Source organism: Allobosea sp. FBZP-16, assembly GCF_002831785.1.
Lineage (GTDB): Bacteria > Pseudomonadota > Alphaproteobacteria > Rhizobiales > Beijerinckiaceae > Allobosea > Allobosea lupini.
Genome location: NZ_LNCQ01000022.1, coordinates 386609 through 401680, shown reverse-complemented (window position 1 = coordinate 401680; position 15072 = coordinate 386609). Strand labels below are relative to the sequence as shown.

Genomic DNA, 15072 nt, shown 5'->3' with positions numbered 1-15072 from the left:
GATATCAAGCGATCCGACCCAGCGACTCGCGATAGCAGGACGACATGACACTCGCCGAATACAACGCCTTCTGCGCCGCCCTGCCCGCGACCAGCCATGTCGTGCAATGGGGCGGGGCCGATGTCTGGAAGGTTGGCGGCAAGGTGTTCGCGCTCGGCCGCGACGATGCCGAGGGCACACTGTTCGTCTCGTTCAAATGCTCGCCGATGGCCTATGAGATGCTACGCGACGCGCCGGGCTGCCGCCCGGCGCCCTATCTCGCCTCGCGCGGAATGAAGTGGATCCAGCGCTTCTCCGACGAAGGCCTGCCGGACGACGCCTTTCGCGACTATCTGCGCGAGAGCCACCGGCTGGTCGCGGCCGGGCTGACGCGGAAGGTGCGTGCGGAGCTCGGGCTCAGGGCCTGATCCACCTCGTTCCAAGAGCGCGTGTCATCCCGGAAGCGGCAACAACCGTGCCGATCCGGGATTCCATTCCGGAGTTTCACCGATAGAGGTTCTCGAATGGGTCCCGGGTCTCCCTCCGGTCGCCCGGGACGACTCGCGCTCCAAGGATGGAGCTCTAAACCGTCGCTTCGCCCCGCAGCACCGGCACGCAGCCGCCGCCCACCGTCGCGCGGATCTCGCTGCCGACCCGCCGCGCCGTGACCTGCAGCAGACTCGGCCGCCCCATCTCGACGCCCTGTGCGATCTCGAAGGCGATGTTGTCCTTGTCGGACAGCGAGAGGGTCAGGGCGGCGAGCGTCGCGCTGGCGCTACCTGTCGCCGGATCTTCCCAGGTGCCCGATAGCGGCGCGAACATGCGGGCGCGCACCCTCTCGCCATCCCAGGCGTAGAAGAAGATGGACAGGCGCCCCTCCAGGCCCGGATTGGCGGCCGACAGCCGGCGATAGGCAGCGATGTCCGGTGTCGCCCGCGTCAGCGCCTCCGGCGTGACCTCGACAAAGAAGAACTTGACCCCGACCGAGGCCTGCTGCGGCAAATGGCGGCCGGTGAGGATATCTTGCGCCTGAAGTCCGGCACAGCTAGCGACCGCGTCGACCGGCAGCTGGATGCCGAGCGAGAGTGCCTGCGGCGCGGCGATGGTCGCGCCCGTCACCACCCCGGCGGCATCGCGCGCCACCCGGACTTCGACGAGGCCGGCGATCTCCTCGAACAGCAGGATGCCGTCGCGGTCGCGGCCATGGCTTGCAAGCACGCAGGCCGTGCCGACATTGGGATGGCCGGCGAAAGGCATCTCGGCGGTACGGTGGAAGATGCGGACGCGCGCCGTGTTGGCCGGATCGCTCGGCGGCAGCACGAAAGTCGTCTCGCTGTAGTTCATCTCCGCCGCCAGCGCCTGCATCTCGGCATCGGACAGGCCGCGCGCATCGGTGAAGACGGCGAGCTGGTTTCCGCCGAAGCGGGTGTTGGTGAAGACGTCTACAGTCTCGAACGGATAGGACGGCATGGCGGTCTCCGGCAGCCTGGTCAGGCGCGGAGAGTGCCACCCGGTGTCGCGTCCGAGAAATCAGGATTCGGAATGCGATCGATCACGCGCTGACGGGCTTTGATCCAGCCGCACCGGATTCGCCCGAAAAGTGGATTCCACTTTCCGGTCCGGTGCTTAGGCCCACCAGCGCTCGCCGACCGGGAAGCGGCCGGCCGCTTCCTCGATGACCTGGCCGAGCGAGAACAGCGTCTCCTCGTCAAAGGGGCGGCCGATCAGCTGCAGCCCGAGCGGCAGGCCCTGGCTGTCGAGCCCGGCAGGCACGGCGATGCCCGGCAGGCCGGCCATGTTCACCGTCACCGTGAAGACGTCGTTGAGATACATCTCGACCGGGTCGGACGAGCCCTTCTCGCCGATGCCGAAGGCGGAGGATGGCGTCGCCGGCGTCAGCACCGCGTCGATGCCCTGCTCGTAGACAGCTTCGAAATCGCGCTTGATCAGCGTTCGCACCTTCTGGGCGCGCAGGTAATAGGCGTCGTAATAGCCCGAGGACAGCACATAGGTGCCGATCATGATGCGACGCCTGACCTCGGCGCCGAAACCGGCGGCACGGGTCTTCTCGTACATCTCGACGATGTCGCGGCCCTGCTCGCGCAGGCCGTAGCGGACACCGTCATAGCGGGCGAGGTTGGACGAGGCTTCCGCCGGCGCGACGATGTAATAGGCCGGCAGTGCGTATTTGGAGTGCGGCAGCGAAATCTCGACGATCTCGGCCCCGGCAGTCCTCAGCCAGTCGATGCCCTGCTGCCAGAGCGCGTCGATCTCGGGGTTGAGACCTTCGAGGCGATACTCCCGGGGAATGCCGATCTTCATGCCCTTGATCGAGCGGCCGACGGCCGCCTCGTAGTTCGGCACGGGGCGGTCGACCGAGGTCGTATCCTTCGGGTCGTGGCCGGCCATGGAGCGCAGCATCACGGCGGTGTCGCGCACGGTCTTGCCGATCGGCCCGGCCTGGTCGAGCGAGGAGGCGAAGGCGACGATGCCCCAGCGCGAGCAGCGGCCATAGGTCGGCTTGATGCCGACCGTGCCGGTGAAGGCGGCCGGCTGGCGGATAGAACCGCCGGTGTCGGTCGCGGTCGCGGCGAGGCAGAGATGCGCGGCAACAGCCGCGGCCGAGCCGCCAGAAGACCCGCCGGGCACCAAGTGGTTGCCCTCGATCGCGCCAGCAGCCCCTGCCCCGACATTGGAACCCTGCCGACGCCAGGGGTTGACCACCGGCCCGAAAGCCGAGGTCTCGTTCGACGAGCCCATGGCAAACTCGTCATTGTTGAGCTTGCCGAGCATGACGGCACCGTCGCGCCAGAGCTGCGACGAGACGGTCGATTCATAAGGCGGCACGAAGTTGCCGAGGATGCGCGAGCAGGCGGTGGTGCGCACGCCCTTGGTCGCGAACAGGTCCTTGATCCCGAGCGGCAGGCCTTCGAGCGGGCCGGCCTCGCCTCTGGCGAGCTTCTCGTCGGAGGCGGCGGCCTGCTTCAGCGCATGCTCGGGCGTCTCCAGCACATAGGCGTTGAGCGCGCGCGCCTGCTCGACGGCGGCGATATGCGCCTTGGCGAGTTCGGTGGCGGAGAACTGCTTGGCCTTAAGCCCGTCTCGAGCGTCGGTCAGGGTCAGGCGGGTGAGATCGGTCACGGGAAATATCCGTAAAACGTATAGGAACGGGCGATGAGGGTGAACGGAGCGCGTCAGGCGCTCACTCGATCACCTTCGGCACCATGAAGTAGTCGTCCTCGGAAGCCGGCGCGTTGGCGACGATATCGGCGGCGATCTCGCCATCGGTCACGACGTCCTGGCGCTTCTTCATCACCATTGGCGTGACCGAGGTCATCGGCTCGACACCTGTGACGTCGAGCTCGTTGAGCTGATCGACGAAGCCGAGGATGGCGTTGAGCTCGCCTTGCAGCTTCGGCACATCCGCATCATCGACGGCGATGCGCGAGAGATGCGCGACGCGTTTGACGGTGGCGGCGTCGACCGACATGGGCTGGCTCCTGCTGGGATCGGCGCAACGACGCCGGACATGGTTCGCCAGCGCTATAGCGCGCGGACCGCCAGTAAGTCAGCACTTACTTGCGGTCCGCCGGCTGCGGCTGCTCACAATGGCTCCGGCGTCAGACCGTGACCGCCTTGCCCTTCTCCGGCACCAGCGCCTCGATGCCGCTGCCCTTCAGCCCTTCGACGAAGACTGCTGCATCCTGGGCGATGATCGGGAAGGAGCCGTAGTGGCAGGGGATGGCGAGCTTGGGCTTGACGAAGCGGGTCATCGCCAGCGCCGCGGTCCTGGCGCCCATGGTGAAGCGATCGCCGATCGGACAGATGCAGGCCTCGACGCCGTGGATCTCGGCGAGGAGGGCCATGTCCGAGAAGATATCGGTGTCGCCCATGTGCCAGAGCGTCTTCTCGCCAGGCGTCTTGATGATCGCGCCATTGGCGTTGCCAACCGGGACGGCCACCCCCGCTTCGCCCATGCCTGCCGAATGATCGGCGCGGACCAGGGTCACCGAGAAAGCGCCGAGATCGACAGTGCCGCCTGTGTTCATCGGCTGGAACGTCTTCAGCCCCTTCGAGGCGAGGTGCATGCAGAGGTCGTAATTGGTGATCACCGTGGCGTCGTTCGCGGCGGCGATGGCGAGCGTGTCGCCGACATGGTCGCCATGGCCGTGGGTGATGACGATATGGCTGACGCCCTTGCCGGCCACTGCGGCATCGCCCTCGAAAGCCGGATTGCCGGTGAAGAACGGATCGATCAGGACCGAGGCGCCGGGCAGGTCGAGCCGAAACGCCGAATGGCCGAACCAGGTGAGCTGCATGATGGTCTCCGCGAAAAGGCTGCGTGGCAGGCATATAGCCGGGCTGGGCGGCTCAATCGAGATGTGTGGTCGGATAGAGATCGTTCCAGTCGGGATTGGCGCGTTCGATCAGCGCGATCTTCCAGGCGCGGTGCCAATGCTTGATCCGCTTTTCGTGAGCGATCGCCTCCCGCGCATCGTCGAATTGTTCCGCGTATACGAGCCGTAGAGCACCATGACGCCTGGCAAATTCGGAACCCCGTCCTTCGCGGTGCTCCAGAATGCGGCGCGACAGCGAATTGGTCACGCCGACATAGAGCGTTCCGCCCTTCTTGCTCGCTAGAAGATATACCCACATTGCAGAACCATAACGCACTGTCGTCCCGGGCGAAGCGAAGCGTAGACCCGGGACCCATTCCGGAACGGTCCAGGATAGGATGCGAAAATGTCCCGATTGTTTTGCACTGTTCCGGAATGGGTCCCGGGTCGGCGCGGCTACGCCGCTGGCCCGGGACGACACGCATGTTCGTACGTCATCACGTCGACAGCGATGCAAGGCGCGTGCAGGCTCTCCCAGCAAACCCGGAGCTCACGCCTATGACCGACGCAGCCACCCTCGCCCGCCGGATCGCGCAAGGACGGGGCGACGAGCCGGCCGATCTCGTCATTCGCGGCGCCCGGCTTTTCGACCTCGTCACGGGCGACCTCACCCCGACCGACATCGCGCTTTGCGGCGACACGATCGTCGGAAGCCATGGCCGCTATGAGGGCAAGGCGAGCTTCGATGCCTCCGGCCTGATCGCGGTGCCCGGCTTCATCGACACGCATCTCCATGTCGAATCCTCGCTGGTGACGCCACTCGAATTCGAGCGCTGCGTCCTGCCGCACGGTGTCACCACCGCGATCTGCGACCCGCACGAGATCTCCAATGTGCTCGGCGCCGAGGGCATCCGCTATTTCCTCGAATGCGCGCAGGCGATGCGGATGGATCTACGCGTCCAGCTCTCGAGCTGCGTGCCGGCGACGCATCTGGAGACGGCGGGCGCTGCGCTGGAAGCGGCCGATCTCACCCCGTTCATCGATCATCCCAAGGTGATCGGCCTCGCCGAGTTCATGAACTTCCCCGGCGTCCTCCATCGCGATCCCGGCTGCCTCGCCAAGCTGGAAGCCTTTTCGCACCGGCATATCGACGGCCATGCGCCGCTGGTGCGCGGGCTCGACCTCAACGGCTATCTCTCCGCCGGCATTCGCACCGACCACGAGACTACGACCGCCGACGAAGCGCGCGAAAAGCTCGGCAAGGGCATGGCCATCCTGATCCGCGAGGGCTCGGTCTCGAAGGATTTGCATGCGCTGATCCCGCTGATCACGCGCGACGCTTCGCCCTTCCTCGCCTTCTGCACCGACGACCGCAACCCGCTGGACATCGCCGAGGAAGGCCATCTCGACTACATGATCCGCACCGCGATCGCGCATGGCGCCGACATCCTCGCGACCTATCGCACCGCGAGCCTGTCGGCGGCACGGAACTTCGGCCTGTTCGATCGTGGCTTCATCGGCCCCGGCAAGCGCGCCGACATCGTGCTGGTCGACGATCTCGCCACCTGTCGCGTCAAGCAGGTCTTCGCCGGCGGCCGACTGGTCGAGGACGGGCTTTTCGCCGACAGGAAGGCCGTGGCACCCGTCGGCCTCGCCAGCGTCCGCAGCCGCAGGCTCGCGCCGGAGGATTTCGCGGTGAAAGCGCGCGAGGGGCAGACGCCGGTGATCGGCGTCGTGCCCGGCCGCATCATCACCGAGCGCCTTTCGATGCGCCTGCCGATGCAGGACGGCCTCGCCTTGCCCGATCTCGACCAGGATGCCGTCAAGGTCACGGTGATCGAGCGCCATGGCCGCAATGGCGGCATCGCCTCAGGCTTCGTCCATGGCTTCGGCATGAAGCACGGCGCAATCGCCTCATCGGTCGGGCATGACAGCCACAATCTCTGCGTCGTCGGCGTCGACGAGGCCTCGATGGCGGCGGCGGCCAACCGGCTGATCGAGACCGGCGGCGGCTTCGCCGTGGCGGACAACGGCAAGGTCGTCGCCGAGCTGGCGCTGCCCGTCGCCGGGCTGATGAGCGACCAGCCTTTCGAGAGGGTGCGGCATGGGCTGGAAGGCCTGCGCGCGGCTGCGAAGGCGCTCGGCGTCGTGCTGGCCGAACCCTTCCTGCAGGTCGCCTTCCTGACCCTGCCGGTGATCCCGCATCTCAAGATCACCGACAAAGGCCTTGTCGATGTTGATCGATTCGATTTCGTGTGAGCGAGAGACTGCGGTCTTTCCGGGGCTTTGCGCAGGAAAGAGTCCGGAATCCATGAACACCGGAGGCTGCTGAAGAAGCGTGTCGAGCGCCGCTGCCTTCTGGAAGCGACCTGTGTTCATGAGTTCCGGGCTCAGCCCTTCGGCCTGCCCCCGGAAGGACGCGGCATCGTTAGAATGCGACCTCGATGCCCTCCGCCCGTGCCTTGGCCCGCAAAGCATAGCGCCGCATGCCAGGCAGCCGCGTCCCCGGCTGCTCCTCGATCGCATGCGTCAGCATCCGCATGCGCTCGGCGAACCAGTTGCCGCCCATGCTCGCCGGGTCGATGGCGAGGATGAGCTGGCCGGTGTCGGGCGGGCCGCCCTGGTCGTCGAGGAAGGATGAGGCCTGGAAGGCGAAATGGGTGCCGACCAGTGCAGCAGCGAGGATCTCGACCATCATGGCAAGCGTCGCGCCCTTGGCGTCGCCGAGCGGCACCATGGTACCGGCGATCGCCGCTGTCGGATCGGTCGTCGGCTTGCCCTGGGCGTCAAGGGCCCAGCCTTCGGGGATCGGCTCGCCCTTCTGCTTGGCCGCGACGATCGGACCGCGCGCCACCTTGGACAGGGCCATATCGATTACCAGCGGCTCGCGGCCGGCCAGCGGCGCGGCAAACGCGATCGGATTGGTGCCGAAGACCGGCTTCGCGCCGCCCCAGGGCGCCATCGCGCCGGGGGTGTTGGCGAAGAGCAGCGCGACCAGGCCCTGCTCGGCCAGCCGCTCGACATGCAGGCCGGCGGCGCCGCAATGATTGGAACGGCGGATCGGCGCGGCAGCGATGCCTTGCTTGCGCGCGATTTCGGGCAGTTCGATCACGGCGAGGTCGATCGCAGGATAGGCGAAGCCGTGGGCGGCGTCGATCGCCAGCACGCCGGGCTTGGGCTGGCGCGCGATCGGTACGGCCTGACCGTCGATCTTGCCGGAGCGCAGCATCGAAATGTAGGTCGGCACGCGCGACAGGCCGTGGCCCTTGAGCCCGTCCGCCTCGGCCATGACCAGCGCCAGCGCGACTGAGGCGGCGTTGGCGGCAGAGGCGCCGGCCTCGATGAAGAGATCCGCGACCTTCTGCTCGGCCGCTTCCAGCGAGAGCTTCGTCACGCCCTGCCCTCCAGAGCCGCCATCACCCGCTCTGCCACGAGACCGGAGACGCGCCCGTTCGATTCCACCGTATTGCCGGCGATGTGCGGCGTCAGGATCAGATTGGGCGTGCCCGCGAAGACATTGGCGCCGTCGGCCTTGAGCGGCTCCTGCTCGAAGACGTCGAGCGCCGCGCCGCCAAGGCGCCCGTCCTTCAGCGCCGCAACCAGCGCCGCTTCGTCCATGATGCCGCCGCGCGCCGCGTTGATCAGGATCGCGTCGGGCTTCATCCTGGCGAAGGCGGCCTTGCCGATCAGTCCGCGCGTCTCAGGCGTCAGCGGCAGATGGATCGAGATCACGTCGGACGTCGACAGCAAAGCGTCGAGCTCGAGCTGCTCGATGCCCTGCCAGGCATCGCCAGCGGGAACATAAGGGTCATAGGCCGCGACGGTCATGCCGAGCGCCCTTGCGTGCCGCGCCGCATCGCGGGCGATCGCGCCGAAGCCGACCAGGCCCATGCGCTTGCCGGCGATCTCGCGGCCGATCAGCCTAGTCTTGGGAAATTCGCCGGCGAGCATGGCGGCATTGGCAAAATAGGCGCCGCGCAGCAGCGTCATCGCGGTGCCGATCACATACTCGACCACCGACAGGCTGTTGGCGCCGGTCGCCGGGAAAACCTTGATGCCGCGCGCCGAGCAGGCTTCCATGTCGATATTGTCGAGTCCGACGCCGAGCCGCCCGACGACTTTCAGGTTCTTGGCGGCTGCCAGCACTTCGCCACGGACCTGCGTCTGGTTGCGCACGATCAGCGCGGGGATGTCGGCGACCAGCCGCGCGAGCTCGTCCGGTTTGCCGAAGAGATCCGGGTCATGGTGCACGCTGTAGCGCGCCTTGAGCGCCGCGACCGCCGCCTCGTCCATGAATTCGGTGATGACGATCTCGGTCATGGCTGTTTCCGCTGTGAAGTCCAGTCAGCCGAGCAGGATGATCCCGCCCGTGGCGACGACGAGGATGACGAGGCTGGTGCCGGTGACCACGGCGAGATGCCGCCAGCCGAGCCGGGCCATCGCCGCGATCGAGGTGCCAAGGCCGAGCGCCGCGATGGCGATCAGCAGGCCCCAGCGCGAGATCTCAAGCAGGATATCGCGCATCGGCATGTAGATGCCGGCGAGCCCCGCCTGCGTGCTCAGCACGCTGTTGATCAGGCACATGATCAGGAAGACGAAAGCAAAGACCGGCACCGGCACCTTGGCGTCGCCATGGGTCTCGCCATGGCGGGTCAGCCACCAGCCGACGATCAGCACCGCCGGCAGCAGCAGGAAGACCCGGAACAGCTTGACGATGACAGCCGCATTCGCCGCCTCGTCCGAGACCGCCTGGCCGGCACCGACGACTTGCGCGACGTCATGGATGGTCGCTCCAAGCATCACGCCGGTCTGCTGCTGCGAGAGGCCGAGCCAGGCGCAGAGCAGCGGATAGGCCAGCATCGCGATCGTCGAGAGCACGTTCATCGCGATCACGGTGAAGGCGGTGTCGGCGGCCTTGTTGCGGTAGTCGGGCACGACGGTCGAGGTCGCGAGCGCGGCCGAGGCACCGCAGACCGCCGTTGCGACGCCGCCGAGCGCGCCGACGCCTGGCTCACGGCCGAGCAGGCGCGCCAGCACGAAGCCGGCGACGATCGTCGCGGTCATGGCGACGATGACGAGCAGGGCCGTGCCGAGGCCAAGCGCGACGATGTCCCCGAGCGCGACGCGCAGGCCGAGCAGCGCGATCGCCCAGCGCAGCAGCTTCTTGACGCAGAAGGTCATGCCAGGCTCGAAGCGCTTCGTATTGGCGATCGGGTGCAAGGTCATGCCGATTACCAGGGCGATGACGACGGCCGGGAGGCCGACGCGCCCGCCGGCGAGTTGCTTCACGATAGGCTCGGCCAGCACGGAGGCGATCGCCACCGCCACCGACAGGGCGATGCCCGGTGCGAGCCGGCCGAGCCCGTTCGTCAGGCGCAAGGTCGCCGTTTGGCTCATGATTGCAAGTCGATCCGATACATCAGCCGCTCTTCCGGCCCGTATAATGGCGCAACGAAGCTTTCGACGAAACGTCCGCCGGCCTTCTCAATGATCCGGCGCGAGGCGGCATTCGCGACGTCACAGGTGATCTTCAGGAATGGCAGGCCAATACTACGCGCCTCGACTAGCACCGCAGCCAGGGCGGCGCTGGCATAGCCGCGCCCGGCATGGTCCGGCAGGATGGTATAGCCGACATGGCCGAGCACATGCGGCGGCAATTCCGTGACCGGCTTGCCGGATTCATCTTCCTGCCAGCGCAGATTGATGCTGCCGACGAAGGGCCGCTCCGGCCGGTCGGTCGCGATGATCCAGCGGATCATGTCAGGCAGGCGCGCGACCTCGCTGCCGTCATGCAGGCGGATGGTGCCGCCGCGCTGGTTGAGCCCGGCGACGAAGGCGTCCGGATCGGCCGCAATCGCTGCGAGCTGCTCCGGCGCGACGTTGCGCATCGTGTTCGGCGACCAGCCTGCTTCGAGAGCACGGACATAGGCGGGCAAGGCATCCCGCCCCGGCTGATGTAGTGCAACGATGCTGGAAGCGATACTGACCGACACGTTTGCCTCGTCGCGCCCGGAGACGCAGTTCCTCAGGCGCTGCGGTATAGCTTGGTCATCGAGAACTCGCGATGGCCGAGCGCTTCGGCTGCCGTGAGGCGGCCATTCGCGGTGCGCACGATGTTTTCGATCAACGCATCACCGGCCTGCGGGATGGTGAGATCACGGCGCAGGATGCCAGAGACGTCGACGTCGATGTGCTCGGGCATGGTCCGCATGGTCTTCGGGTTGCCGGTGATCTTGATGACCGGGACGATCGGATTGCCGATGACGTTGCCCTGCCCGGTCGGAAAGGTGTGCACGACATAGCCGCCCGCCGCCATCAGGGTCACGCATTCGGCCGCGGCCGAGGAGGTGTCCATGTAGTAGAGGCCCGGCCCCTTTTCCGGCGCCTGCGCCGGCTCGAGGATATCGATGAACTTGCACTCGCGGCCGATCTTCTCGAGGTTGCCGAGGGCCTTCTCCTCGATCGTGGTCAGGCCACCGGCGATGTTGCCCTTGGTCGGCTGTGAATCGGAGAGGTCGTCGGTCTTGTGGGCCTCGATGACGTCGTCCTGATAGGCCTTCCACATCTTGTACCAGCGCTCGCCGACCTCCGGCGTGGCGGCGCGCGCCTTGCAGAGATGCTCGGCCCCGGTGATCTCGGAGGTCTCGCCGAAGACGCCGTAGACACCGCGCGGGATCCACTTGTCGTACATGTTGCCGACGGTCGGGCAGGAGGACAGGCCGGTCGTGGTGTCCGATTCACCGCACTTGGTCGAGACCCAGAGCTCCTCGATGCCGCATTTCACGCGCTGCAGCTCGGTCGCCCACTGCACGAACTCCTTGGCGACATAGGACGCCTTCGCAATGGTGGCGATGTCGCCATGCCCCTCGATGCCGAAGCCGACCACCGGCTTGCCGGTCCTGGCGATGCCGTCGACGACGCGCTTGGTCCAGCCATCCTCGATGCCGATGACGACCACCGCCGCGACGTTCGGGTTCGAACCGGTGCCGATCAGGGTGCGGAAATGGACCTCGAGGTCTTCGCCGAACTGCAGGCGGCCATAGGCATGCGGGATCGCCAGCGTGCCCTTGATATTGTTGGCGACAGCCTCGCAGGCGGCGTTGGAGAGGTCGTCGAGCGGCAGTAGCAGCACGTGGTTGCGCACGCCGACGCGGCCGTTCTCGCGGCGCCAGCCCATGAAGGAATCGAGGCTGCGGCCGGTCGGGCGCTTGACGAAGGGCGTCTTGAATTCGGGCGCCTCGATTTTGCGGCCCTTCACCTTGGCGAGCTTGCCTTTGACGAGGTCGAAATTGGCAACGATGGAGGACATGGGTGTTTCCTGAAAGGTTGCGGGCTCGACCGGACGGGAGCCTCGTGACGTGATCGGCGAAGAGCCGCGCTCACCAGCGCTTGGTCTTGACGTTGTGGACGTGGAGATGCTCGCCCTTGGCGATATCGGCGATCGCCTTGCCGATGTCTTGGCCGTATTTCCAGATCGTATCGCCCTTCTTGATGTCCTTGAGCGCGACCTTATGGCCGATCGGGATGTCCATCTTGGCGGCGAGGCGGAAGTCGGAATTGTCGTGCGTGACGACACAGAGCATGTCGGTTCCGGCCTTCAGGCCCTCGACGACGACGACGCCGACCGTGTCCTTCTTCTCATGCACCAGCAGATGCGGCTTGCTCATGGCTGATATCCCTGACCGTTCCCGTAATCCACGCTTCGCGACCCCTTTTCGAATAAGGCTCGACGCGGCTGCGCCCAAGTCTTATATAAGACATATGAGTGTGCACAAGCTCGAAATCACAGCGCAGCCTCGTGAGCCCGATATGCCGGAGACGCTCGGCTTCCGGCCGCTCTACCGGCAGGTCAAAGCGATCTTCGTACGCCGGCTGATGGATGGCGTCTGGGCTCCCGGCGCGGTTCTGCCGAGCGAAGGGCAACTCGCCGCCGAGATCGGCGTCAGCCAGGGCACGGTGCGCAAGGCGCTCGACGAGCTTGCTGCCGAGAACCTCGTCGTGCGGCGCCAGGGCCGCGGCACCTTCGTCGCCGAGCATGACGAGCGCCGCATCCTGTTCCAGTTCTTCAAGCTGGCGCCGGACCAGGGTGCGCCGCGCTTTCCCGACAGCGTCGTGCTCTCGGTGACGACGGGACCGGCTGACGACGCGGAACGTACGGCGCTGGACCTGCAGGAGGCTGCCCCCATCATCCGAATCCGCCGGCAGCGCTCCTTCGACGGTGCGCCGCTGATCGTCGAGACGGTCAGCCTGCCGCAAGCCCTCTTCCCGGGGCTGGAGAGCGGGCCGATCCCGAACAATCTCTACAGCCTGTATGCGGGGCACTACGGCATCACCATCGCCAATGCGCGCGAACGGCTGAAGGCGGTGGCGCTCTCGGCGAAGGACGCCGCAGTGCTGGGAGCTGCGGCTGGCGAACCGGCCCTGCAGATCGACCGTATCGCCCTGTCGCTCGATGGCACGCCTGTCGAGCACCGGCTCAGCCTGTGTCTGACCCAGGAGGTTCACTACCTGTCGGACCTGCGCTGAACCGTCCCTGCCCGATTTCGTGCGAGCACCGATCATCTACCGGTGCAAGATCAGTTTGTTGCCCTGCATTTCTAAAGTTCCGCTCGAAATCGAGCGAACCAAACTCGAGGACCGAAAAGCCACGAGATTTCGACCAAGCCGACGCAGAGCGGCCGCCCTATTGGAGGAAACGAATGATCGCGCATATCCGCAGAATCCTCATGACGCGCCGCAGCGCCCTCGCTGGGCTGGCCCTGCTGGGCCTGGGCGCACCTGCCCTGGCTCAAGGCTTCCCGACCAAGCCCATCACCCTGATCGTTCCCTTTGCCGCCGGCGGGCCCAGCGATGTTATCGCCCGCCTGCTCGGCGAGCATATGGGCCGCACGCTTGGCCAGCAGGTCATTGTCGAGAACATCGCCGGCGCCGGCGGCACTGCCGGAGCCAAGCGCCTCGTCTCGGCCGAGGCGGACGGGCACACTTTGCTGATCCACCATCTCGCGCTCGCGGCAGCGCCGGCGCTCTACAGCAATCTTGGCTACGACACGCAGACCGCCTTTGCACCAGTCGGGCTCATCAACACCGGGCCGATGGTAATTGCCGGCAAGCTCGCGCTACCCCCGGTCGATGGCAAGTCATTCTTCCCCTACGCCAAGCAGCAGGCCGAGAAGCTCACCGTTGCCCATGCCGGTGTCGGGTCGAATGCTCATCTGTGCGCGGTGCTGATCTCGCAGGCCCTGAGCGTCAAGCTTGCCCAGGTCGCCTATCGCGGCACCGGGCCGGCGATGAACGACCTGGTCGGCGGCCAGGTCGACGTGCTCTGCGACCAGTCGACGACGGCGGTGCCGCAGATCCAGTCCGACAAGATCCGCGCCTATGCGGTGACCTCGCCGGAACGGCTCGGCGTGCTGCCGAACGTCCCGACCTCGCGCGAGGCCGGCACCGAGATCGACATGACGATCTGGCACGGGCTCTACGCCCCGACGGGCACGCCGACCGCTGCACTCGACAAGCTCAACGGCGCGCTGCAGGCCGCCTTGAAGGACCCGGTCGTGCTCGAGCGCTTCAAGGCCGTCGGCACCAGCGCCTTCCCGGCCAGCGAATGGACGCGCGAGGCCCATGCCAAGCGCTTCGCCGCCGAGGTCGCCAAATGGGGAACGGCGCTGAAGGCCGCCGGGCTGACGCCGCAGAACGCCAACTAGAGTTGGCTGGGCCGCTCGCCTCTGCGGGCGGCCCATGCTACCGGCGGCAGATGAGCAATCTCGTCGCCCTGGATCATTTCGTCGCTCTGCCCGAGCACGCACGCCTGCTCGGGCTGGATCTCGGCACTAAGACGATCGGGCTCGCTCTGTCCGATGTCGAGCGCCGGATCGCGACGCCGCTGGAGACGATCCAGCGCATCAAGTTCCGCCAGGACGCTGCGGCGCTGTTGAAGGTGGCGGAGAAGCACGCGATCGCTGGGCTGGTGATCGGCCTGCCGCTCAACATGGATGGAACGGAAGGTCCGCGGGTCCAGTCGACCCGCGCCTTCGTGCGCAATCTCGCGCCGCTGACGACGCTGCCGATCGTGTTCTGGGACGAGCGGATGTCGACGCTCGCCGTCACCCGCACGCTGCTCGACGCCGATGCCTCGCGCGCCCGGCGCGCGGCCGTCGTCGACAAGATGGCCGCCGCCTATATCCTGCAGGGCGCGCTCGACCGGCTCGGCCGCCTCACGGCCGATGCGAGCGAGCCGGAGGAGGACGACTACGGAATGACGTAGCCGCGCTTGATCGCCTTCTTCTGCGCGTCGCGATGGTTCTTGATCGCCCGCTTCTGGTCTTCGATGCTCATGCCGGCGAGCGGATTATTGGGATTGGGGCCGCGCCGATAGCCGCCACCGTCCTGGCCGCCAAAACGGCGGTCGTCGCGCCCATAACCGCGATCGTCGCGACCATAGCCCCTGTCGCGGCGGCCCTGATCGTACCCGCTGTCATAGCCCCGGTCATAGCCGCGGCGACGGCCGTAGCCGTCATCGGAATAGTATTGGGCCGTTGCCGCGCCGGAACAGAGCACCGCCAGGGCGACCGCGCCGCAGCCGGACAGCAGTGTCTTGAGCGAGGGTTTCATCTTTTTTCTCCAAGGTCGGCAAGGCAACGCCCCGGGATCGGAGCCGCGAGCTCCCGTAGGCCATGAAAAGGGCCGCCCCCGTCATGATACGGAAGCGGCCCTTCAAGCCTAGGCGCCAGGCGTTCAGAATCGATTAAGGCTGTTT

Annotated in this window: 17 protein-coding genes; 5 read left to right on the top strand and 12 right to left on the bottom strand. The window is 66.6% G+C overall.

The annotated features are described in order from the left end of the window. Positions 1–44: 44 nt before the first annotated feature. On the top strand, positions 45–407 hold the full coding sequence (locus tag CXY91_RS08140) for an MmcQ/YjbR family DNA-binding protein (protein WP_100960250.1): 363 nt from the start codon (positions 45–47) through the stop codon (positions 405–407). Positions 408–561: 154 nt separating this feature from the next. On the opposite strand, the gene CXY91_RS08135 is transcribed toward CXY91_RS08140, so the two are convergent. The 5 genes from CXY91_RS08135 to CXY91_RS08115 all read right to left on the bottom strand — a co-directional run bounded on the left by CXY91_RS08135 (position 562) and on the right by CXY91_RS08115 (position 4635). Next, positions 562–1449: a PhzF family phenazine biosynthesis protein gene (locus tag CXY91_RS08135; RefSeq protein WP_100960249.1), complete on the bottom strand. Its 888-nt coding sequence runs from the start codon at positions 1447–1449 to the stop codon at positions 562–564. A gap of 156 nt (positions 1450–1605) precedes the next feature. Then, on the bottom strand, positions 1606–3120 hold the full coding sequence (gene gatA / locus CXY91_RS08130) for an Asp-tRNA(Asn)/Glu-tRNA(Gln) amidotransferase subunit GatA (protein WP_100960248.1): 1515 nt from the start codon (positions 3118–3120) through the stop codon (positions 1606–1608). A 61-nt stretch (positions 3121–3181) separates the two neighbouring features. Beyond that, positions 3182–3469, bottom strand: a complete 288-nt coding sequence (gene gatC / locus CXY91_RS08125; protein WP_091829244.1) for an Asp-tRNA(Asn)/Glu-tRNA(Gln) amidotransferase subunit GatC — start codon at positions 3467–3469, stop codon at positions 3182–3184. Between the two features lie 130 nt (positions 3470–3599). Then, on the bottom strand, positions 3600–4298 hold the full coding sequence (locus tag CXY91_RS08120; protein WP_100960247.1) for a metal-dependent hydrolase: 699 nt from the start codon (positions 4296–4298) through the stop codon (positions 3600–3602). A 52-nt stretch (positions 4299–4350) separates the two neighbouring features. Then, entirely contained in the window at positions 4351–4635 is a 285-nt protein-coding gene (locus tag CXY91_RS08115; RefSeq protein ID WP_100960245.1) for a GIY-YIG nuclease family protein, read from the bottom strand. Between the two features lie 239 nt (positions 4636–4874). Between CXY91_RS08115 and ade the strand changes: the two genes are divergently transcribed. Then, entirely contained in the window at positions 4875–6575 is a 1701-nt protein-coding gene (gene ade / locus CXY91_RS08110) for an adenine deaminase (RefSeq protein WP_100960243.1), read from the top strand. A 169-nt stretch (positions 6576–6744) separates the two neighbouring features. Here the strand turns inward: ade and CXY91_RS08105 are convergent, their stop codons facing one another. The 6 genes from CXY91_RS08105 to CXY91_RS08080 form a co-directional block, all read right to left on the bottom strand. Further along, on the bottom strand, positions 6745–7710 hold the full coding sequence (locus CXY91_RS08105) for an Ldh family oxidoreductase (RefSeq protein WP_100960241.1): 966 nt from the start codon (positions 7708–7710) through the stop codon (positions 6745–6747). After that, positions 7707–8636 (bottom strand): hydroxyacid dehydrogenase, encoded by a 930-nt coding sequence (locus CXY91_RS08100; RefSeq protein WP_100960239.1) that lies wholly within the window; start codon positions 8634–8636, stop codon positions 7707–7709. The genes CXY91_RS08105 and CXY91_RS08100 overlap by 4 nt, the downstream gene beginning before the upstream one ends. Positions 8637–8660: 24 nt before the next feature. After that, positions 8661–9713 carry a YeiH family protein gene (locus CXY91_RS08095; protein ID WP_100960237.1) on the bottom strand — a complete coding sequence of 351 codons (1053 nt, stop codon included), beginning with the start codon at positions 9711–9713 and terminating at the stop codon, positions 8661–8663. Then, positions 9710–10309, bottom strand: coding sequence for a GNAT family N-acetyltransferase (locus CXY91_RS08090; RefSeq protein WP_158673315.1), 600 nt, complete (start codon positions 10307–10309; stop codon positions 9710–9712). The genes CXY91_RS08095 and CXY91_RS08090 overlap by 4 nt, the downstream gene beginning before the upstream one ends. A 32-nt stretch (positions 10310–10341) precedes the next feature. Beyond that, on the bottom strand, positions 10342–11493 hold the full coding sequence (locus tag CXY91_RS08085) for a UxaA family hydrolase (protein WP_100960828.1): 1152 nt from the start codon (positions 11491–11493) through the stop codon (positions 10342–10344). A gap of 202 nt (positions 11494–11695) precedes the next feature. Beyond that, positions 11696–11983: a UxaA family hydrolase gene (locus CXY91_RS08080; RefSeq protein WP_091829257.1), complete on the bottom strand. Its 288-nt coding sequence runs from the start codon at positions 11981–11983 to the stop codon at positions 11696–11698. 142 nt (positions 11984–12125) lie between these two features. Between CXY91_RS08080 and CXY91_RS08075 the strand changes: the two genes are divergently transcribed. The 3 genes from CXY91_RS08075 (at position 12126) to ruvX (ending at position 14580) form a co-directional block, all read left to right on the top strand. Then, positions 12126–12842, top strand: a complete 717-nt coding sequence (locus CXY91_RS08075; RefSeq protein WP_100960232.1) for a GntR family transcriptional regulator — start codon at positions 12126–12128, stop codon at positions 12840–12842. Between the two features lie 200 nt (positions 12843–13042). Continuing rightward, positions 13043–14020, top strand: coding sequence for a tripartite tricarboxylate transporter substrate-binding protein (locus tag CXY91_RS08070; RefSeq protein ID WP_100960826.1), 978 nt, complete (start codon positions 13043–13045; stop codon positions 14018–14020). Positions 14021–14070: 50 nt separating this feature from the next. Continuing rightward, entirely contained in the window at positions 14071–14580 is a 510-nt protein-coding gene (gene ruvX / locus CXY91_RS08065) for a Holliday junction resolvase RuvX (protein WP_100960230.1), read from the top strand. On the opposite strand, the gene CXY91_RS08060 is transcribed toward ruvX, so the two are convergent. Next, positions 14565–14927: a DUF5320 domain-containing protein gene (locus CXY91_RS08060; protein ID WP_100960228.1), complete on the bottom strand. Its 363-nt coding sequence runs from the start codon at positions 14925–14927 to the stop codon at positions 14565–14567. The two genes, ruvX and CXY91_RS08060, sit on opposite strands and share 16 nt — an antisense overlap. Between the last annotated feature and the right edge of the window lie 145 nt (positions 14928–15072).